Source organism: Streptomyces sp. NPDC057682 (genome assembly GCF_042799575.1).
In the GTDB taxonomy this organism is placed as follows: domain Bacteria; phylum Actinomycetota; class Actinomycetes; order Streptomycetales; family Streptomycetaceae; genus Streptomyces.
In genome coordinates this window covers 596709-615967 of sequence record NZ_JBHVIN010000001.1, presented here as the reverse complement: position 1 = coordinate 615967, position 19259 = coordinate 596709, and the positions used below count along the sequence as shown (strand labels likewise).

17 protein-coding genes and 3 tRNA genes are annotated in these 19259 nt (G+C 70.6%); 9 read left to right on the top strand and 11 right to left on the bottom strand.

Going from position 1 to position 19259, the window contains the following annotated elements:
* Positions 1–38: 38 nt before the first annotated feature.
* Positions 39–1130 carry a Leu/Phe/Val dehydrogenase gene (locus ACFVDM_RS02640; protein WP_383631995.1) on the top strand — a complete coding sequence of 364 codons (1092 nt, stop codon included), beginning with the start codon at positions 39–41 and terminating at the stop codon, positions 1128–1130.
* A gap of 325 nt (positions 1131–1455) precedes the next feature.
* Positions 1456–1713, top strand: coding sequence for a DUF3073 domain-containing protein (locus ACFVDM_RS02635; RefSeq protein ID WP_383631991.1), 258 nt, complete (start codon positions 1456–1458; stop codon positions 1711–1713).
* A 184-nt stretch (positions 1714–1897) separates the two neighbouring features.
* Here the strand turns inward: ACFVDM_RS02635 and purM are convergent, their stop codons facing one another.
* Entirely contained in the window at positions 1898–2971 is a 1074-nt protein-coding gene (purM, locus tag ACFVDM_RS02630) for a phosphoribosylformylglycinamidine cyclo-ligase (protein ID WP_383631988.1), read from the bottom strand.
* A 60-nt stretch (positions 2972–3031) separates the two neighbouring features.
* Positions 3032–4558 (bottom strand): amidophosphoribosyltransferase, encoded by a 1527-nt coding sequence (purF, locus tag ACFVDM_RS02625; protein ID WP_383631985.1) that lies wholly within the window; start codon positions 4556–4558, stop codon positions 3032–3034.
* A gap of 641 nt (positions 4559–5199) precedes the next feature.
* On the opposite strand from purF, the gene ACFVDM_RS02620 reads away from it, so the two are divergent.
* Positions 5200–5292, top strand: coding sequence for a putative leader peptide (locus ACFVDM_RS02620; RefSeq protein WP_365397685.1), 93 nt, complete (start codon positions 5200–5202; stop codon positions 5290–5292).
* Positions 5293–5607: 315 nt separating this feature from the next.
* Positions 5608–7068 carry a sulfatase gene (locus ACFVDM_RS02615; protein WP_383631981.1) on the top strand — a complete coding sequence of 487 codons (1461 nt, stop codon included), beginning with the start codon at positions 5608–5610 and terminating at the stop codon, positions 7066–7068.
* 61 nt (positions 7069–7129) lie between these two features.
* Here ACFVDM_RS02615 and ACFVDM_RS02610 read toward each other — a convergent pair whose 3' ends face one another.
* Complete coding sequence (locus tag ACFVDM_RS02610) at positions 7130–7930, bottom strand: sterol carrier family protein (protein WP_383631978.1); 801 nt, start codon at positions 7928–7930, stop codon at positions 7130–7132.
* Positions 7931–7997: 67 nt separating this feature from the next.
* Positions 7998–8636, bottom strand: coding sequence for a TetR/AcrR family transcriptional regulator (locus tag ACFVDM_RS02605; protein ID WP_383631975.1), 639 nt, complete (start codon positions 8634–8636; stop codon positions 7998–8000).
* 117 nt (positions 8637–8753) lie between these two features.
* Here ACFVDM_RS02605 and ACFVDM_RS02600 point away from each other — a divergent pair, with 117 nt between their 5' ends.
* Positions 8754–10340 carry an MFS transporter gene (locus tag ACFVDM_RS02600; RefSeq protein ID WP_383631972.1) on the top strand — a complete coding sequence of 529 codons (1587 nt, stop codon included), beginning with the start codon at positions 8754–8756 and terminating at the stop codon, positions 10338–10340.
* On the opposite strand, the gene ACFVDM_RS02595 is transcribed toward ACFVDM_RS02600, so the two are convergent.
* The 5 genes from ACFVDM_RS02595 to purS all read right to left on the bottom strand — a co-directional run bounded on the left by ACFVDM_RS02595 (position 10328) and on the right by purS (position 15350).
* A complete protein-coding gene (locus tag ACFVDM_RS02595; protein ID WP_383631969.1) occupies positions 10328–11401 on the bottom strand; it encodes a M23 family metallopeptidase in 1074 nt (357 codons plus the stop codon). The two genes, ACFVDM_RS02600 and ACFVDM_RS02595, sit on opposite strands and share 13 nt — an antisense overlap.
* Before the next feature lie 101 nt (positions 11402–11502).
* Complete coding sequence (locus tag ACFVDM_RS02590; RefSeq protein WP_383631966.1) at positions 11503–12039, bottom strand: ArsR/SmtB family transcription factor; 537 nt, start codon at positions 12037–12039, stop codon at positions 11503–11505.
* A gap of 127 nt (positions 12040–12166) precedes the next feature.
* Positions 12167–14416: a phosphoribosylformylglycinamidine synthase subunit PurL gene (gene purL / locus ACFVDM_RS02585; protein WP_383631963.1), complete on the bottom strand. Its 2250-nt coding sequence runs from the start codon at positions 14414–14416 to the stop codon at positions 12167–12169.
* Positions 14413–15093: a phosphoribosylformylglycinamidine synthase subunit PurQ gene (gene purQ / locus ACFVDM_RS02580; protein ID WP_383631960.1), complete on the bottom strand. Its 681-nt coding sequence runs from the start codon at positions 15091–15093 to the stop codon at positions 14413–14415. Before purQ ends, purL begins: the two co-directional genes overlap by 4 nt.
* The gene (gene purS / locus ACFVDM_RS02575; protein WP_383631957.1) at positions 15090–15350 is read right to left on the bottom strand and encodes a phosphoribosylformylglycinamidine synthase subunit PurS; all 261 of its coding nucleotides are present in this window, start codon (positions 15348–15350) and stop codon (positions 15090–15092) included. The genes purQ and purS overlap by 4 nt, the downstream gene beginning before the upstream one ends.
* Positions 15351–15733: 383 nt before the next feature.
* Here purS and ACFVDM_RS02570 point away from each other — a divergent pair, with 383 nt between their 5' ends.
* The 4 genes from ACFVDM_RS02570 (at position 15734) to ACFVDM_RS02555 (ending at position 16701) form a co-directional block, all read left to right on the top strand.
* On the top strand, positions 15734–16069 hold the full coding sequence (locus tag ACFVDM_RS02570; RefSeq protein WP_383631954.1) for an Lsr2 family protein: 336 nt from the start codon (positions 15734–15736) through the stop codon (positions 16067–16069).
* Positions 16070–16235: 166 nt separating this feature from the next.
* Positions 16236–16307 (top strand) — tRNA-Gly (locus ACFVDM_RS02565).
* Between the two features lie 80 nt (positions 16308–16387).
* A tRNA-Gly gene (locus tag ACFVDM_RS02560) sits at positions 16388–16460 on the top strand.
* A gap of 168 nt (positions 16461–16628) precedes the next feature.
* Positions 16629–16701 (top strand) — tRNA-Gly (locus ACFVDM_RS02555).
* A gap of 57 nt (positions 16702–16758) precedes the next feature.
* Here ACFVDM_RS02555 and ACFVDM_RS02550 read toward each other — a convergent pair.
* Together ACFVDM_RS02550 and ACFVDM_RS02545 are read right to left on the bottom strand one after the other, a co-directional pair.
* Positions 16759–17673, bottom strand: coding sequence for a phosphoribosylaminoimidazolesuccinocarboxamide synthase (locus tag ACFVDM_RS02550; protein WP_383631951.1), 915 nt, complete (start codon positions 17671–17673; stop codon positions 16759–16761).
* Between the two features lie 104 nt (positions 17674–17777).
* The gene (locus ACFVDM_RS02545) at positions 17778–19229 is read right to left on the bottom strand and encodes a N,N-dimethylformamidase beta subunit family domain-containing protein (RefSeq protein ID WP_383631948.1); all 1452 of its coding nucleotides are present in this window, start codon (positions 19227–19229) and stop codon (positions 17778–17780) included.
* Positions 19230–19259: the final 30 nt, after the last annotated feature.

Genomic DNA, 19259 nt, shown 5'->3' with positions numbered 1-19259 from the left:
GAGGGCCTTCCGCCGCTTCGTACTTGGGAGTCACCACAGTGACCGATGTAACCGGCGCGCCTGTAGATGCACTGCACACCCTGTTCCACTCGGACCAGGGCGGCCACGAACAGGTCGTTCTCTGCCAGGACCGCGCCAGCGGTCTCAAGGCGGTCATCGCCATCCACTCCACCGCCCTGGGCCCGGCCCTCGGCGGCACCCGCTTCTACCCGTACGCCTCCGAGCAGGAGGCCGTCGCGGACGCGCTGAACCTGGCGCGCGGCATGTCGTACAAGAACGCCATGGCCGGTCTCGGCCACGGCGGCGGCAAGGCGGTCATCATCGGTGACCCCGAGCAGATCAAGTCCGAGGAACTGCTGCTGGCCTACGGCCGCTTCGTCGCCTCGCTCGGCGGGCGCTACGTGACGGCCTGTGACGTCGGCACCTACGTCGCCGACATGGACGTCGTCGCCCGCGAGTGCCGCTGGACCACCGGCCGCTCCCCCGAGAACGGCGGCGCCGGCGACTCCTCGGTGCTCACCGCGTACGGCGTCTTCCAGGGCATGCGCGCCTCGGCCCAGCACCTGTGGGGCGACCCGACGCTGCGTGGCCGGAAAGTGGGGGTCGCCGGTGTCGGCAAGGTGGGGCACCACCTCGTCGAGCATCTGCTCTCCGACGGCGCCGAGGTCGTGATCACCGATGTGCGCGAGGAATCCGTCCGCCGGATCACCGACCGGCACCCGGAGGTGGCCGTCGCGGCGGACACCGAGGCGCTGATCCGGACCGAGGGCCTGGACGTCTACGCCCCGTGCGCGCTCGGCGGCGCGCTGAACGACGCGACCGTCCCGGTGCTCACCGCCGCCGTGGTCTGCGGCGCGGCCAACAACCAGCTGGCGCACCCGGGCGTCGAGAAGGACCTGGCGGACCGCTCGATCCTGTACGCGCCCGACTACGTGGTGAACGCCGGCGGTGTCATCCAGGTCGCCGACGAACTGAACGGGTTCGACTTCGACCGCTGCAAGGCGAAGGCGTCGAAGATCTTCGACACCACGCTCGCCATCTTTGCGCGCGCGAAGGAAGACGGGATTCCGCCGGCCGCCGCCGCCGACCGGATCGCCGAGCAGCGGATGGCCGAAGCCCGCCGCGGCTGATCGCGACGCCGGAGGAAGCCGACGCCGGGGGAAGGCGTCGCGCTCCACGTACGGACAGCAGGCCGCCGGCCGGCGAGAGAAGACTCACGCCGGTCGGCGGGTCGCATGCCCGGAAGAGGTTAAAATCGCAGTTGACCAGCGAGGACACGGCTCTTCGCGGGTCCTCTTCCGGGGCACGTGATGCGGGCGGCGTACCGTAGGGCCGCGGAAGCAGGTACCGTTAAAGCACTACAGGCGCGGTCTCTCTGCCGAGAGTCCGTCCTGAAACATGAACGCGTGTCAAGACTCTGGGGCCGTCGAGCCCCGTCACCGAGGGGGTCGAGCCATGGGGCGCGGCCGGGCAAAGGCCAAGCAGACAAAGGTCGCCCGCCAGCTGAAGTACAGCAGCGGCGGGACTGACCTGTCGCGTCTGGCCAATGAGCTGGGCGCATCGACTTCGAGTCAGCCACCGAACGCGGAGCCGTTCGAGGACGACGACGAGGAAGATGACCCGTACGCACAGTACGCGGATCTGTACAACGACGACGATGACGAGGACGAGGACGACCAGTCCGGTCCGTCGTCCAAGCGTCGCGGCGCTTGACCTCGCGCTGACACAACGACCCGGTCCGGGCCTGTCCCGGACCGGGTTTTGTGCTGTCCCGAACCGGGCGGCCGTACGGCGGCCGTTGCACTCGCACCCGGCTCCCTGATCACGCCGCCCCGGCGTACGGACGGACCGGTGGTCCGGTCCGTCCCGTGCCCGGCGGCATCCCGCGCGCCCGTACTCAGCGCGCGTACCCGCCCACGAGCTCCGCGCCCGTCGTACGGTCGCCGCGGTCGGTGATCTCACCGGCGACCCAGGAGTCGACGCCACGGTCGGCCAGGGTCGTCAGGGCCGCGTCCACGGACTCCTCCGGGACGATCGCGATCATGCCGACGCCCATGTTGAGCGTCTTCTCCAGCTCCAGTTGCTCGACCTGTCCGGCCTTGCCGACGAGGTCGAAGACCGCGCCGGGCGTCCAGGTGGAGCGGTCCACCGAGGCGTGCAGGTGGTCCGGAATGACCCGGGCCAGATTGTTGGCCAGACCGCCGCCGGTGACGTGGCTGAAGCCGTGCACCTCGGTCGTACGGGTCAGCGCCAGGCAGTCCAGGGAGTAGATCCTGGTCGGCTCCAGCAGCTCCTCGCCGAGCGTCCGTCCGAACTCCTCGACCTGGCGGTCCAGCGTCCATCCGGCCCGGTCGAAGACGACGTGGCGCACGAGCGAGTACCCGTTGGAGTGAAGACCGGAGGACGCCATGGCGATCACCGCGTCACCCTTGCGGATACGGTCCGGGCCGAGCAGGCGGTCGGCCTCGACGACCCCCGTACCGGCACCGGCGACGTCGAAGTCGTCCGCGCCGAGCAGTCCGGGGTGCTCGGCGGTCTCGCCGCCGACCAGGGCGCAGCCGGCGAGGACACAGCCCTCGGCGATGCCCTTGACGATGGCCGCGACCCGCTCGGGGTGCACCTTGCCGACGCAGATGTAGTCGGTCATGAAGAGCGGCTCGGCGCCGCAGACGACGAGGTCGTCCACGACCATGCCGACCAGGTCGTGACCGATCGTGTCGTACACGCCCATCTGGCGGGCGAGGTCGACCTTGGTGCCGACGCCGTCGGTGGCGGAGGCGAGCAGCGGACGCTCGTAGCGCTTGAGCGCCGAGGCGTCGAAGAGCCCGGCGAAGCCGCCCAGGCCGCCGAGACCGGCGACCTCGGGGCGCTGGGTCTTCTTCACCCACTCCTTCATCAGCTCTACGGCGCGGTCGCCGGCCTCGATGTCGACGCCGGCTGCCGCGTAGGAAGCACCTGTTGTCTCAGACATTGCCCGGGATCTTTCGTGTGGACGTACGGGGCCGGTGGGAGGACTGCCGAGCGGTCCGGGTCACGGACGGCGCAGGGCGTCGGCCGCCGCGGTCGCCGCGGGGCCTGCCGCCAGCTCGGTCTCCAGCAGCTGCTTGCCGAGCAGCTCCGGGTCCGGGAGCTCCATCGGGTACTCGCCGTCGAAGCAGGCGCGGCAGAGATTCGGCTTGTCGATCGTCGTCGCCTCGATCATCGAGTCGATCGAGATGTACGCGAGCGAGTCGGCGCCCATGGACGTGCCGATCTCCTCGACGGACATGCCGTTGGCGATCAGCTCGGCGCGGGTCGCGAAGTCGATGCCGAAGAAGCAGGGCCACTTCACCGGGGGCGAGGAGATCCGGATGTGGATCTCGGCGGCGCCGGCCTCGCGGAGCATCCGGACGAGCGCGCGCTGGGTGTTGCCGCGGACGATCGAGTCGTCGACGACCACCAGGCGCTTGCCCTTGATGACTTCCTTGAGCGGGTTCAGCTTGAGGCGGATGCCCAGCTGCCGGATGGTCTGGGACGGCTGGATGAAGGTCCGGCCGACATAGGCGTTCTTGACCAGTCCGGCGCCGAACGGGATGCCGCTCGCCTCCGCGTAGCCGATGGCCGCGGGGGTGCCGGATTCCGGCGTCGCTATGACCAGATCGGCCTCGACGGGGGCCTCGGCGGCCAGCTTGCGGCCCATCTCCACGCGGGAAAGGTAGACGTTGCGTCCGGCGATGTCGGTGTCGGGGCGCGCCAGGTAGACGTACTCGAAGACACAGCCCTTGGGCTTCGCTTCCGCGAATCGGGAGGTGCGCAGACCGTTCTCGTCGATGGCGACCATCTCGCCCGGCTCGATCTCGCGGACGAAGCTGGCACCGCAGATGTCCAGGGCGGCGGACTCGGAGGCCACCACCCAGCCGCGCTCCAGCCGGCCGAGGACCAGCGGGCGGATGCCCTGCGGGTCACGGGCGGCGTAGAGGGTGTGCTCGTCCATGAAGACCAGCGAGAAGGCGCCCCGCACGTCGGGAAGCACCTTGGCGGCGGCCTCCTCGATCGTGAGCGGCTTGCCGTCGTCGTCGGTCTGGCCGGCGAGCAGCGCGGTCACCAGATCGGTGTCGTTCGTCGCGGCGACCTGGGTGGCGCGGCCGTCCTTGCGCGGAAGGTCGGCGACCATCTCGGCGAGCTGGGCCGTATTGACCAGGTTGCCGTTGTGACCCAGGGCGATCGAGCCGTGCGCGGTCGCACGGAACGTCGGCTGCGCGTTCTCCCACACCGAGGCACCGGTGGTGGAGTAGCGGGCATGACCGACCGCGATATGGCCCTGGAGCGATCCCAGAGACGTTTCGTCGAAGACCTGCGAGACCAGTCCCATGTCCTTGAAGACCAGGATCTGCGACCCGTTGCTCACTGCGATGCCCGCGGACTCCTGTCCACGGTGCTGCAGGGCATACAGTCCGAAATAGGTGAGCTTGGCGACCTCTTCGCCCGGAGCCCAGACACCGAAGACGCCGCAAGCGTCCTGGGGGCCCTTCTCTCCGGGGAGCAGGTCGTGGTTGAGTCGTCCATCACCACGAGGCACGCCACCGAGTGTAGGCGAGATCGACCACTGGTCCGAATTGGGGACACCCCGCCGGAGCACGGGTGGAGCGCCCTGCGACCCCCCTTTCGGGCCACACCGCGCGATCACGTTCCGTGATCATTGGTCCGGTCCGGACCAGGGCCCGCAACGGACCCCGAGCCGCCGCCGCCCGGACCATCACCGGGTTACCGACAGGTTCCGGCCATCGATTCCCTCGCTTCCCGGCCGCGGCCGAACCCTCTTCGTGGCACTGCGTGAAGCCTCCGGGCACCCCGCCGCACACCCTGGCCGAACGCCCGTTTCGTGGCGAGCCTCACATCGCGGCAGGGGCGGGGGCGGGCGGTATGGGGCTTCTGGGACGGGTGGGGATTCCGGGGTGCTGCGGGGTGGGGGAGGGGTGCGGCGGGGTGGGGTGTGGGGCGGGGAGGTGCTGCGGGGTGCGGGGCGGGTCGGGGCGCTTGCGGGTCGGGGGCGCGTGTGGGTCGGGGGGCGCTTGCGGGTCGGGGACGGCCGACCGTGCGTCGGCGGGTGCACGCCCGTGCGTCAGGTCGGCGTCAGCGGATGCCCGAGGGGCGGACAGGGTGTCCGAAGTACGAGACCATCGTTGACACGCGCATGTCTCATTGGCAGGCTCCTCCCCCATGCAGCCCCTCGGTGACCGCACGGTCACGCTCGTGGAGCGCCGCCACGTCGATCTGGGACGTGTGTCGAGCGCCCTCTGTCGCCGCGCCTGACGCGACGGGTACGCCCGAGGGTTTGGCGCTGCTGACGCTGCCGCTGCTTCCGTGACGCCGCGGGGTTTTCCGGGTCCCGGACCCCTTCCGCCTGAACCGTACGCACTGCCCCTGCCCTGCCGGTGAGCTGCCGGACGGGTCCTGGGTGGGTGCTGGGTGGGTGCCGGCCGTGAGTCCTGCCGTCGGCCCTCGATGTCGTCCGTCGCGTCCCTCTGAGTCTTTCGCCCTCTGCCGTCCGGGTGCGCATCCCGGACCGGCCCCTCTCGCCTGCGCCGCGCTCGACGGCGGCGGGCCCCGCACTGCCTCGGAGCAGACATGCCTACGTCGGAACCGGACAACACCCCTTCCTCTTCCTCCCAGCCCCTGACGCGGCGCGCCTTCGGCGCGGCCGTCGGCGCGACGGCCGCCACGGCGGCGGTCGGACTCACCGCAGCCCCCGCGACCGCCGCACCGGCCGGGCAGCACGGGCCGAACGCCCACGAGAAGCCCTTCCGGGCCGCCCGGGGCAAGCACGCGCGGCGGCCCAACATCCTGTTCATCCTCGGCGACGACCTGGGCTGGGCCGACCTCTCCTCGTACGGTGCGCCGGACATCCGCACCCCGAACCTGGACCGGCTGGGCCGTCAGGGAGTGCGGTTCACGGACGCGTACGCCGGTTCCGCCACCTGCTCGCCGACCCGGTTCAGCCTCTACACCGGCCGCTACCCCGGGCGCACGAAGGGCGGCCTCGCCGAACCCATCGCGGACCGGTCCGTCGGTCTCGAACCCACCCACCCCACACTCGCCTCGCTGCTGCGCGGGGCCGGATACGCGACCGCGCTGATCGGCAAGTGGCACTGCGGCTACCTGCCGGACTACAGCCCCACCAAATCGGGCTGGGACGAGTTCTTCGGCAACTTCGGCGGGGCGCTGGAGTACTACTCGAAGCTCGGCCTGGGCGGGGAGTACGACCTCTACGAGGGCGATGCCGAGTACAAGGACCTGCGGTACTACACGCGCATCCTCACCGAGCGCGCGAGCGAGTACGTCCAGCGCGACCACGACAGGCCCTGGCTCCTCAACCTCAACTTCACCACCCCGCACTGGCCCTGGATAGCGGAGGGCGACACCGCCGAGAGCGCCGAGATCGTCCGCAAGATCAAGCAGGGAGGACTCGGCGGACTGTTCCACGCGGACGGAGGCTCACTGGCCAAGTACAAGCAGATGGTCGAGGACCTGGACCGGTCGGTCGGCGAGGTGCTCAAGGCACTGAAGCGGTCGGGCCAGGAGGAGGACACCCTCGTCTTCTTCGCCAGCGACAACGGCGGCGAACGCTTCTCGTACCAGTGGCCGCTCTCCGGAAACAAGAGCTCCCTCCAGGAGGGCGGTATCCGCGTCCCGGCCGTCCTGCGCTGGCCCGCCCGGATCGACCCGCACCAGGTGAGCGACCTGCCGCTGTTCTCGCCCGACTGGACGGCCACCCTGCTGGAACTCGGCGGCGCGCGCCCCGATCCCGCGTACCCCCTCGACGGCGTCAGCCTCGCCGGTTATCTGCTGCGCGGCGAGCGGCCCGCGGAACGGGACCTCTTCTGGCGCGTACGCGGGGAGCGGGCCCTGCGGCGCGGCGACTGGAAGTACTACCGGGGCAGGAGCGGAACCGACCAGCTCTTCAACCTCGCCCAGGACCAGCGCGAACAGGCCGACCGCGCCACCGCCGAACCGGAACTCCTCGCCTCCCTGCGCACCGCCTGGGAGACCACGAACGCGGAACTCCTCCCGTATCCGAAGACGACCTGACCGTCACGGGCCTCGGGGGTGTGGCGCCCCTGCCCCCCGAGGCCCCGGGTATCCCCGCGACTCACCCCATCAACGGCAGCAACGCGTCCAGGTCTGCCCGTTCCCCGCTCGCGCTGACCTTCGCGGCGTCCCGTTCCGTCGCCCATCGGGCCCGGCCGGTGGCGAGCCGGATCCAGGTGAGCGGATCGGTCTCGACCACGTTGGGCGGCGTCCCCCGGGTGTGCCTGGGCCCCTGGACGCACTGGACGACCGCGAAGGGCGGGACCCTCACCTCGACCGATCCGCCCGGGGCCTTCTCCGCGAGGGCGTCGGCGAGCAGCCGGGTGCACGCGGCGAGCGCCTGGCGGTCGTACGGGATGCCGAGCCCCACCGCCTCGTTGAGGTCGTAGCTGTGGACGACCAGTTCCACGGTGCGGGTGACCAGGAAGTCCCCGAACCGCATCGCGCCGACCCGGGTGGCCAGCAGCCGCTCCTCCGGCACTCCGGAGACCGCGGCCTCGAAGCGCTCCGCCACCTCCGCGTACAGCGCGTCCAGATCCGGACGGTCCGCCGCGATCGCCACGGTGTCGTCGGCGATCGCCCCGGCCCGCTCCGCCGTGGAGAACGGCCACTCCACCAGGGCCACGTCCGGCTTCCCCACCGCCGGCTCCGGCAGCTCCAGGGTCCGGCAGACGTGCGAGAGGGCCATGGTCAGATGGACGGCCAGCTCACGCACCGTCCAGTCACCGAGCCCGCTCGGCCCGTCCAGCTGCTGGGGCGTCAACACCCCGACAGCGGTCCGGACATGGGCGAACTGCGCCAGAACCGCCGTGCGGGTCCTGGCAAGGTCGTAGCGGCGGGCGCGCTTCTGGGACGGCGGCATGCCCCGGAGCCTACGGCCTCCCCGCCCGCCGGCTCCCGCCGGTGGGCCCCGCCGGTCGCTTCCGTCCTCACGCCCGCGCCCCGAAGTCGCCCAGGCCCTGCTCCAGCAGGTCGAACCCGCGCTCCGCGAGCGCCCTCGCGTCGTCGGCTATCGCGTCGGCCGGCTCCCCCGCCAGCAGCCGCCGGTGGTTCTCGGTGATCAACGCGTTCCGCGTACCGATCAACTGGGTGGCCACGATCCGGGCGACGGCGGGGTCTTCCCCCTCCTCGACCAGGGCGTCGGTGAGCAACTCGAAGGTCTGCACGAACACGGCGTGCCCCCTGGCCATCAGGGACGGCGTCTGCTGGATCAGCCGGACGAGCCCGAGCGCCACCGCCGAATCGCTCATCCCCACCGCCGGATCGCGCTCCTCGATGGAGGTCATGAACTGGCGCCGCACGGCCACCACCACCGACTCCCCGGGGGCCCGGTGGCGAACGACCTCGGCGACATCGCCGGTGTGCGTCTCGACCGGGGCGAAGACCAGGTCCTCCTTGCTGCCGAAGTAGTTGAAGACGGTCATCTTCGACACCTCGGCGGCCTCGGCGATCTCCGCGACCGAGACCTCGTCGAACCCGCGCTCACCGAACAGCCGCGTGGCCTCGGACAGCAGCCGCCGCCGCGTCTGGATCTTCTTGCGCTCACGCAGGCCCATCACCTCGGTCATGGCGTCACTGTACCAGGATGAATTTTTATCCCAGTTGAAACATTGACTCAGTACAGCTTCATCGGGAGAGTGGAACCCGACCACGGCGGCACATGCCGCCCCGAGGGGAGCCCCGCCATGCCCGCATCCACGTCCGGGACCGACGCCACCACTGCGGCATCCACCGCCACCGCCATCGGGACCGCCACCGGAACCCCGCCACCCCCCTCGCCCCACGGCCCCGGAAGCCCCGGTCCCCGGCCCGGCTCCGACATCCGCCGGACCGTCGCGCTGGTGCTCTGCATCGTCACGATCCTGCTGGCGCTGCTCGACTCGAACATCGTGTCCTCGGCAACCGTGCCGATCGTCCACGACCTCGACCCCGTCCACGGCGTCGACCGGATCCCGTGGCTCATCGCCGCCTACCAGCTCGCCGCGACCGCCGCGCTCCCCCTCTACGGAAAGCTCTGCGACACCCTCGGCTCGAAGCGCGTCCTCATCGGGGCGCTCGCCACCTTCCTGACCGGCTCCGCCCTCTGCGGGGCGGCCCGGTCCATGGGCGAACTGATCGCCGCCCGCGCCCTTCAGGGCATCGGCGGAGGCGGGCTGATGAGCATCACCATGGTGGTGCTGCACCAGCTCGGCACGGAGGACGAGGCGAGCGGCAAGGGGCCGGGGCGGGGCGGCAACCTCGGCGGGATCGTCGCCGGGGCGGGCATGGCGATCGGCCCCTGGCTCGGCGGTGTGCTGGCCGACCACGCCGGGTGGCGATGGATCTTCTTCGTCAATCTGCCCGTCGGCCTGGCGGTCCTGGCCACCGCCGTCGTGGTCCTGAAGCCCCCCACCGGCACCTCCCGCCACCGGATCGACTTCCTGGGCGCCGGTCTCGCCGCCGCCTTCTCCACCACGCTGCTCCTGGTCACCCAGTGGGGCGGTCAGGACTACGCCTGGTCCTCGCCGCAGATCATCGGGCTGCTGACCGCCGCTGTCGCCACCCTCGCCCTCTTCCTCCGCCGCCAGGCCACGGCCGCCGAGCCGATCCTGCCGCTCGGGCTGTTCTCCATCCGGCCGGTCCGCTACGGCTTCGCCATCCAGGGGCTGGCCGGCGTCGCGATGATGGGGTCCATCGTCTACGTCATGATCTACCTCCAGGTCGTGCGCGGTGTGCCCGCGACCTCGGCCGGGCTCTTCCTCGTCCCCATGGCGATCGGTATGACCGTCATCGGCCTCGCCTCGGGACGCCTCGTCGCCCTGGGCTGGTCGCAGAAGACCTTCGTCGTCAGCGGTGCCGCCTGCGCCTCGGCCGCCCTGGCCCTGCTGGCCACCCTCGGCACCGACACCGGCCTGTGGACGGTGCGCGCCACGATGCTGGTGCTCGGGCTCGGCTTCGGCCAACTCATCGGCCAGCTCATCCAGCTGGTCCAGAACAAGGTCCCCGCCGGTCGACTGGGCGTCGCCACCACGGGGCTCCGCTTCTTCCAGACCCTCGGCACCGCCCTCGGCGCCTCCGTCTTCGGCACCCTCCTCAGCAGGATGTACGCGTCCCGGGGTCCGGGGGGAACGACCAGCGACATCGCCGGGCTCACCGGCTCCTCCCGCCGGCAGGCCCTGGAGGCCTTCACCACCTCCACCCACCTGGTCTTCGGATGCGCGGCCGCCGTGATGGCCACGGCACTCGTCCTGGCCGTCCGGCTCCCCGGCGCCACCCGGGATCAGACCGGCTGAGCCGGGCCCGTCTCCCGCACCGGGTCCCCCTCGGAGTCCGGCACCGCACCGGATGCCGGGCCCGCTCCCCGGCCGGCATCCGGGCCCCGTCCTGCATCGGAGCCCCGGTCGGCATCAGCGCCCCGGCCGACGCGGGCCTCCCGGTCGGCGACCGATTCCCGGTCGGTGCCCGGGTCCCGGCCCCCGTCCTCGGTCACGGCCCTCCCGGCGGTGAACGTCCGGCCGTTGGCCGGCACGCCTATTCCGCGCCAGGTGAACGGAATTCCTATCGCCACATCGGGATCGGGGTGGTCCATCAGCTGGAAATGAACGTGCGGTTCGGTGGAATTCCCCGAGTTCCCGCACTCGGCCAGCTGCTGGCCCGCCCGGACGGTCTCGCCCACCCGGACTCGGAGCGAGCCGTGCCGCAGATGGGCGTAAAGCGCGTACGTACCGCCGCCCAGATCCAGCACCACATGGTTCCCCACCACGGCCCGGGGGCCGACCACGTCCCGTACCGATGCCTCGACCACCATCAGATAGACCAGCCCCGGCAGCGAATTCCGGCTGAGATGGTCGCGCCGGGCATCCGAGGCACGGACCACCGTGCCGTCCGCCACCGCGAGCAGCGGGGCACCGAAGGCCGGAAAGTCGCGGTTGCGCCGGGCGAGCGGCCACAGCACGCGGAACTTCGGCCGCGCCGAACCCGCTCCCCCGTCCGCGCTCCCCACCGGCCCGCCGTCCGCCGTGACCGGCTCCTCGCGCCGCTCCGCCACGATGTCGATCGCATAGGTCTGCCCGTAGGTGTGGATGCCATGGCTGGGCACCCGGTCCGCCGGACTGTTCAGCGCGGTCCACAGCCCGGACACCGGAGCCTCGACCTCGACCGCCGGCGGCGGGTCCGCCTTCGCCGCCCGCGCCCTGTGGCCCGCCGCCAGGACCAGCAGCAGCGAGACGGCCACCGGCACCCAGGTCACCCAGGCCGGATACGACGGCTCGGCGACGAGCCCGAAGACCACCATCGCCAAAAAGATCATCAAACAGATGCGGTAGAGCACCATGACGGTTTTGCGGACAGACATGACATCCCCCTGACAGTCGGTCTGGTCGTCGGTCTTGATCCCGGTCCCGATCCCGGTCCCGATCCCGATCCCGATCCCGGTTCAGCGTTCTCGCGCGCTCCTCAGGGCTTCGCCGCCGTGAGGACCACCAGCAGGGGCACCACACGGGCGCCCGGAACCTCGTACTTCCCCCGCCCCTTCGTCCGGAGCCAGCCCGCACCCGTCAGCTGACGCAGATGGTGGTAGATCTGGCCCGTCGTGCCCGTCTCGTCGAGCGCGGCCAGCTCCGCCGCCGTGCGCCGGCCGCCGAGGATCTCCCGGAGCAGCCGCAGCCGCACCGGATGCCCGAGCGCGGCGAAGGACTCGGCCGCCTCGGCCCAGTCCGTCCCGCCCTCCGCCGACTCCTCCTCGGGTCCCGCGTCCAGCAACTGCGCGGTCAGCGCGCCGTACTGCCACTCGTACCGCTCGCCCGTCGGCAGGCGCACCGCGCCCGTGTACAGCACCCCGCCGTCGGCCTCGCCGGCCTCCGACAGCTCCTCCTTCAGCCCCTCCAGCGCCCAGAAATCGGCTCCCGCGGGCTTCCGGGCCGCATCGGTCCGCTCTCCCACCAGCGCCTCTAGCCGCCGCTCCAGCTCCGAGACCCGTTCCTCCAACTCCATTCCACAAAGTTACGTAATTACGTAATCCCCGTCAAGGAGATCCGTAAACCGGCACGCCGAAGCCCCCGCCGGATCGGGCCCGGCGGGGGCTTCGGTGTGGGCGGACGGGCACGGCCCGTCCCGTGTTCTAGGCGAGCAGCGCGGGGATCGTCCCCTCGTGCGCCGTCCGCAGCTCGCTCAGCGGAATGCTGAACTCGCCCTGGATCTCGACCGCGTCACCGTCCACGACGCCGATCCGGGTCACGGGCAGACCCCGCGCCCCGCACATGTCGTTGAAGCGGAGCTCCTCGCTGCGCGGAACCGAGACGACCGCGCGCCCCGCCGACTCGGAGAAGAGGAAGGTGAACGCGTCCAGACCGTCCGGCACGACCAGCCGGGCGCCCTTCCCGCCGCGCAGGCAGGACTCGGTGACCGCCTGGACCAGACCGCCGTCGGACAGGTCGTGCGCCGCGTCGATCATGCCGTCGCGGGACGCCGAGATCAGGATCTCGCCGAGCAGCTTCTCGCGGCCCAGGTCGACCTTGGGCGGCAGCCCGCCGAGGTGGTTGTGGACGACCTCGGACCAGGCCGAACCGCCGAACTCCTCGTGCGTGTCGCCCAGCAGGTAGAGGAGCTGGCCCTCTTCCGCGAAGGCGACCGGCGTACGCCGGGTCACATCGTCGATCACACCGAGCACGGCCACGACCGGCGTCGGGTGGATCGCCGTCTCGCCGGTCTGGTTGTACAGCGACACATTGCCGCCGGTGACCGGGGTGCCCAGCTCCAGGCAGCCGTCCGCGAGACCACGGGTGGCCTCGGCGAACTGCCACATGACGTCCGGGTCCTCGGGCGAACCGAAGTTCAGGCAGTCCGAGATGGCGAGCGGCTTGGCACCGGAGGCCGCGACGTTGCGGTACGACTCGGCCAGCGCGAGCTGGGCGCCGGTGTACGGGTCGAGCTTCGCGTACCGGCCGTTGCCGTCGGTCGCCATGGCCACGCCGAGGTTGGACTCCTCGTCGATGCGGACCATGCCCGCGTCCTCGGGCATCGCCAGCACGGTGTTGCCCTGCACGAACCGGTCGTACTGGTCCGTGATCCAGGACTTCGACGCCTGGTTGGGCGAGGACACCAGCTGGAGGACCTGCGCGCGCAGCTCGTCGCCGTTCGCCGGGCGGGCCAGCCGGCCGGCGTCGTCGGCCTGGAGCGCGTCCTGCCAGGACGGCCGGGCGAACGGCCGGTGGTAGGTCGGGCCCTCGTGGGCGACGGACCGCGGCGGAACGTCCACGATCTGCTCGCCGTGCCAGAAGATCTCCAGCTGGGAACCCTCGGTCACCTCACCGATGACGGTGGCGATGACGTCCCACTTCTCGCAGATCTCCAGGAAGCGGTCCACGTGCTGCGGCTCGACGATCGCGCACATGCGCTCCTGCGACTCGCTCATGAGGATTTCCTCGGGCGAGAGGGAGGAGTCGCGCAGCGGCACGGTGTCCAGCTCGACGCGCATGCCGCCGGAGCCCGCGGAGGCCAGCTCGGACGTGGCGCAGGAGAGCCCGGCGCCGCCGAGGTCCTGGATGCCCGCGACGAGCTTCTCCTTGAAGATCTCCAGGGTGCACTCGATGAGGAGCTTCTCCTGGAACGGGTCGCCGACCTGGACGGCCGGGCGCTTGGCCGGACCGGTCGACTCGAAGGTCTCGGAGGCCAGTACGGAGACGCCGCCGATGCCGTCGCCGCCCGTGCGGGCGCCGTACAGGATGACCTTGTTGCCCGGCCCGGAGGCCTTCGCGAGGTGGATGTCCTCGTGCTTCATCACGCCGATGCAGCCGGCGTTGACCAGCGGGTTGCCCTGGTAGCAGGCGTCGAAGACGACCTCGCCGCCGATGTTCGGCAGACCCAGGCAGTTGCCGTAGCCGCCGATGCCCGCGACGACGCCCGGCAGGACGCGCTTGGTGTCGGGGTGGTCGGCCGCGCCGAAGCGCAGCGGGTCGACGACCGCGATCGGGCGGGCGCCCATGGCGAGGATGTCGCGGACGATGCCCCCGACGCCGGTGGCCGCGCCCTGGTAGGGCTCGATGTACGAGGGGTGGTTGTGCGACTCGACCTTGAAGGTGACCGCGTACCCCTGGCCGACGTCGACCACACCGGCGTTCTCACCGATGCCGACGAGCATGGCGTCGTTGGCGGGGGCCTTCTCGCCGAACTGCTTGAGGTGGACCTTGCTGCTCTTGTACGAGCAGTGCTCGGACCACATCACGGAGTACATGGCGAGCTCGGCGCCGGTGGGACGGCGGCCCAGGATCTCGCGGATCCGGGCGTACTCGTCCTCCTTGAGGCCGAGCTCCTTCCAGGGCTGCGCGGTGTCCGGGGTTTCGGCCGCGTGCTTGACCGTGTCCAGGCTCATGCGTTGACCAGCTTCTTGATGATCGAGGTGAAGAAACCGAGACCGTCGGTGCGACCGGTGCCGATCAGCGGCTCCACGGCGTGCTCCGGGTGCGGCATCAGGCCGACGACGTTGCCCGCCGCGTTGGTGATGCCGGCGATGTCGCGCAGCGAGCCGTTGGGGTTCACGTCCAGGTAGCGGAACGCGACGCGGCCCTCGGCCTCCAGCTCGTCGAGCGTGCGCTCGTCGGCGGTGTACCGGCCGTCCATGTTCTTGAGCGGTACGGAGATCTCCTGGCCCGCGGCGTAGTCCGAGGTCCAGGCGGTGTCCGCGTTCTCGACGCGCAGCTTCTGGTCGCGGCAGATGAAGTGCAGGTGGTTGTTGCGCAGCATCGCGCCGGGCAGCAGGTGCGCTTCGGTGAGGATCTGGAAGCCGTTGCAGATGCCGAGGACCGGCATGCCCGCCTTCGCCTGCTCGATCACGGTCTCCATGACCGGCGAGAAGCGGGAGATCGCTCCGGCCCGCAGATAGTCGCCGTAGGAGAATCCGCCCGCCAGGATGACCGCGTCGACCTGGTGCAGGTCCTTGTCGCGGTGCCACAGCGATACGGGCTCGGCGCCGGCGACCCGTACGGCCCGGAGGCTGTCCTGGTCGTCGAGCGTGCCCGGAAAGGTGACGACTCCGATACGAGCGGTCACTTCGACTCCTCGGCGCTCTCCACCTTCACGGTGAAGTCCTCGATCACGGTGTTGGCGAGGAACGTCTCGGCCATCTCGTGAATACGGGCGAGGGCGGCGTCATCGACGGGCCCCTCGACCTCCAGCTCGAAACGCTTTCCCTGACGTACGTCCGCGATTCCCTCGAAGCCGAGGCGCGGCAGTGCACGCTGCACAGCCTGCCCCTGCGGGTCGAGGATCTCGGGCTTGAGCATGACGTCGACTACGACGCGTGCCACTGGCACTCCCGGTGTGGTGGTGTGGTGCGGCTGTTTCTCCGGGGGGTTCCCCAGACCCCCGCGGGTCCACTCAGCGTACCTGGCCAGAAATTCTACGCGGGTAGATATCCACAGGCCAAGATCACGCGGAGATATCGGACACAACAACGGCCACGGAAAATCCTGCGAAGAAAATCCCCACCAGCACCACACAAAGCACCTTGACACGCGCATCGAATTGCGCGGGCTTCACAATGCGGCATCCATCGCTGTACAAATGATTACCAGGGAAAGCGGCATTGCCCCTAAACGGCCGGCACCGGTCGGCCGTATCCGCGCTCACAGCCGGAAGGCCGGTATCCGCGCATGTCAGGCACGGATACCGTAGGAAAGGACCGATATCCGTGGCTCAGCGCGTAGTGGTCACCCTCTCCGACGACATCGACGGGGGAGCAGCGGCGGAAACGGTCACCTTCGCCCTGGACGGGAAGTCGTACGAGATCGACCTCAATCCGTCCAATGCGAAGAAACTGCGCAAGGCGCTCGCGCCGTACGTGGCCGCCGGCCGCAAGCAGACGAACGCCGCCCGGCACGGCAAGGCCCCCGCCTCGTACCGGCACACCTCCCTCGCGCCCGACCCCGCGGCGGTCCGCGCCTGGGCCCGCTCGCACCGGATGGAGGTGCCGGCCCGCGGCCGGATCCCGAAGAAGGTCTACGAGGCGTTCCAGCAAGCCGGTTGAGCCGGCCGCGACCGGACGCGGCCCACCGGCGCGCACAGCGGACCCTCCGTCAGCGGCCCCCGGAGCGACACCCTCCGGGGGCCGACTTGCGCGACACCCCCGCAGGTCGGCTAGAGTCTGGAGCACGCCGAAGGGCAAGGCCGAAAAGCCGGGTCCGACGCAGCGTGCGGGTGTAGTTCAGTAGCAGAACATCCCCCTTCCAGGGGGAAGGCGCAGTGTGCAATTCCTGTCACCCGCTCTGCATCGCTCTTCACGACCACTCCGGTGGATCAGGTAGAGTAGTGCTCGCTCCACCGGTGAAAGCCGAGTGGTTGCAATGCGGACGTAGCTCAGTTGGTAGAGCGCAACCTTGCCAAGGTTGAGGTCGCCAGTTCGAACCTGGTCGTCCGCTCAGTTCAAAGGCCCCGGTCATTATCGACCGGGGCCTTTGTCGTGCCCGTATGCGTTTCCGTTGCGCGTCCGGCGTGTTGTGAGGGTGGCCACAGAGGGAGCCGTCCCGGGGCAGTGTGTTTCACGGGCCCGTGAGGATGGGTATAGTAGGCATCGCGCTTCGGCGCTTGCGGACGTAGCTCAGTTGGTAGAGCGCAACCTTGCCAAGGTTGAGGTCGCCAGTTCGAACCTGGTCGTCCGCTCGGTTCAGCAAGAAGCCCCCGGTCTTTCGGCCGGGGGCTTCTTCGTTGTGCGGGGCCCTACTTCCAGGGCGTACCGGTGAGGAGTTCGTAGGCCTCCAGGTACTTGGCGCGGGTCGCGTCCACGATCTCCTGGGGCAGCGCCGGCGGCGGCTGCTCGCTCCTGCGGTCCCAGCCGGAGGCCGGGGAGGTCAGCCAGTCGCGGACGAACTGCTTGTCGTAGGACGGCTGGGCGCGGCCCGGCTCCCAGGACGCGGCCGGCCAGAAGCGGGAGGAGTCCGGGGTCAGGACCTCGTCGGCGATGATCAGTTCCTCGCCGCCGTCGGCGGTCGGCGCGAAGCCGAACTCGAACTTGGTGTCCGCGAGGATGATCCCGCGCTCGCGCGCGATGTCACGGGCCCGGCCGTACACGTCGAGGGTGGTGGAGCGCAGCGCGGCGGCCGTCTCCTCGCCGACCTGGCGGGCCACCTCCTCGTAGCTGACGTTCTCGTCGTGGTCGCCGACGGCCGCCTTGGTGGCGGGGGTGAAGATCGGCTCCGGCAGTTCGGAGCCGTCGGCCAGGCCCTCGGGGAGTGCGAGACCGCAGACGGTGCGGGAGACCTTGTACTCGGCCAGTCCGGAGCCCGTCAGATAGCCGCGGGCCACGCACTCGACCGGGACCATCCGCAGCGAGCGGCAGACCGTGGTGCGGCCGGCCCAGTCCGCCGGGGCACCGGCGGGCAGCTCCGTCGACAGCACGTGGTTCGGCACGAGGTCGGCGAGCTGGTCGAACCACCACAGGGAGAGCTGGGTCAGGACCCGCCCCTTGTCGGGGATCTCGGTGGGCAGCACCCAGTCGTACGCGGAGATCCGGTCGCTGGCGACCATGACGAGGTCACCCGCCTCGTTCCGGTACAGGTCACGCACCTTGCCCGTGTGCAGGTGGGTGAGTCCCGGCACCTCCACGGGCTCGGGCTTTTCTACAAATCCGGACACGCTGCCTCCGCGTAGGTTGATCCAGGAGCTGCTCCGATTGTCCCGTATCCGGGCGGCAGCGGCTGCCGAGGGGGTGTGCGTCCGGGGGCCGGCCGTCCGCCTCCTCAGGCGCGCTTGCAGATGCGGTCGAGGAGGTTGGCCGTGGCGCGCTGGATGCGGGGGTCGACGTGGCCGGGCCGGTCGAGCGCCGGGGACCAGGCGAAGGTGCCGGAGGCGAAGACCAGCGCACCGGACGGGGCCCGGTACAGCGAGGTCTCCTGGTGGCGGGTGACTCCCTCGCCGTCCTGGTACGGGGAGTGCGCGAGCAGGATGCGGTTGTCGTGCTCGGGGAGCGAGGTGCGCGGGAAGTAGCGGTCGGCCTCGCCGGCGACCAGTCCCTCTATCGCGTCGCCCTCCACGGCTCCCGTGGCGTCCCAGAGCCAGTGGTCCGCGTTCCGCACGACGAGCGGATGGGGATCGGGAACCCGGCCCGCGTACTGGATGCCGAGCAGTTGCTGCTCCGGGCGGTCGATCTCCCGCCAGAGCGCGGGCTTTCCGGGCCCGCGGCGTTTGCGGCAGGTGAGCAGCCGGTCGGGAACCCCGGAGGCGGACGGCGCCAGACTGACCTGCCAGTACATGGTGTTGGCGGAGAGGAAGACCAGGGACGTGCCGTGGTCGCGGGCGCGTTCGGCGGTGCGGCGCATGGGCACCGACCAGTACTCGTCGTGGCCGGGGAAGACCAGCCCCCGGTAGCGGGTCGGGTCGACGCGGCCGGCGTGCAGATCGCGGGTGTCTGCGTAGGCGATGTCGTAGCCGTAGCGCTCGGCCCAGCGGATGAAGTCATAGGCGTGGCCGACGTGGAGCGGCAGACCGGCTCCCGCGTACGGGCGGTCGAAGGAGACGGTGACGGCCGCGTCCTCCTCGCCGAGCAGCAGGCCCTGTTCGTCCCAGGCGTGGTAGAGGCTGGCGCCGGTCCTGCCGTCCTCCGGGTAGAGGTTGTACGCCTGCCACGTGATGTCCGGGAGCACCAGCAGCAAATCGGCCGGGTGGTCGTCGCGGACCGTGAACGGGATGTGGGAGCGGTGCCCGTCGGCCGTGGTGAGGACCGCGACGTACGCGCCGATCGACCAGTACGAGGGGATCTGGAGGCGCCAGGACTGCCACCAGTGGTGGCAGGAGACGGTGCGGTCGGCCGTGAGCGGGGGCGGCTGGACGATGCCGGAGAGCCGCGGGCTCGTGGTGATCTTGGCGGCGCCGTCGCCGCCGTAGTGGCCGATCCGGTAGATGTCCACGGAGAACTGCTGGGGCGGGTCCACGGTGATGTGGAAGTCGATCGCCTCGCCGGGGGCCGCGGCGCCGGTCGAGATGAAGCCCTTGATCTGGCGCCGGACGTCGTCGGCGGTCCGTGTGCCGCCGCGAGGGAGCGTGGGGTCGGCGTACCAGGGGACGACGTGCCCGGTGTCGTCGAAGTAGTTCTCGCTGCCGCGCAGCCAGGGGAGCGGTCCTTGGCCGAAAGGATCGCTTACGGCGTGCGCGAGGGCGCCCGATTCCCACCGGCGAATGCTCTCCGCCCCCATGACGCATCCCTCCCTCTGACCCCCGGAACA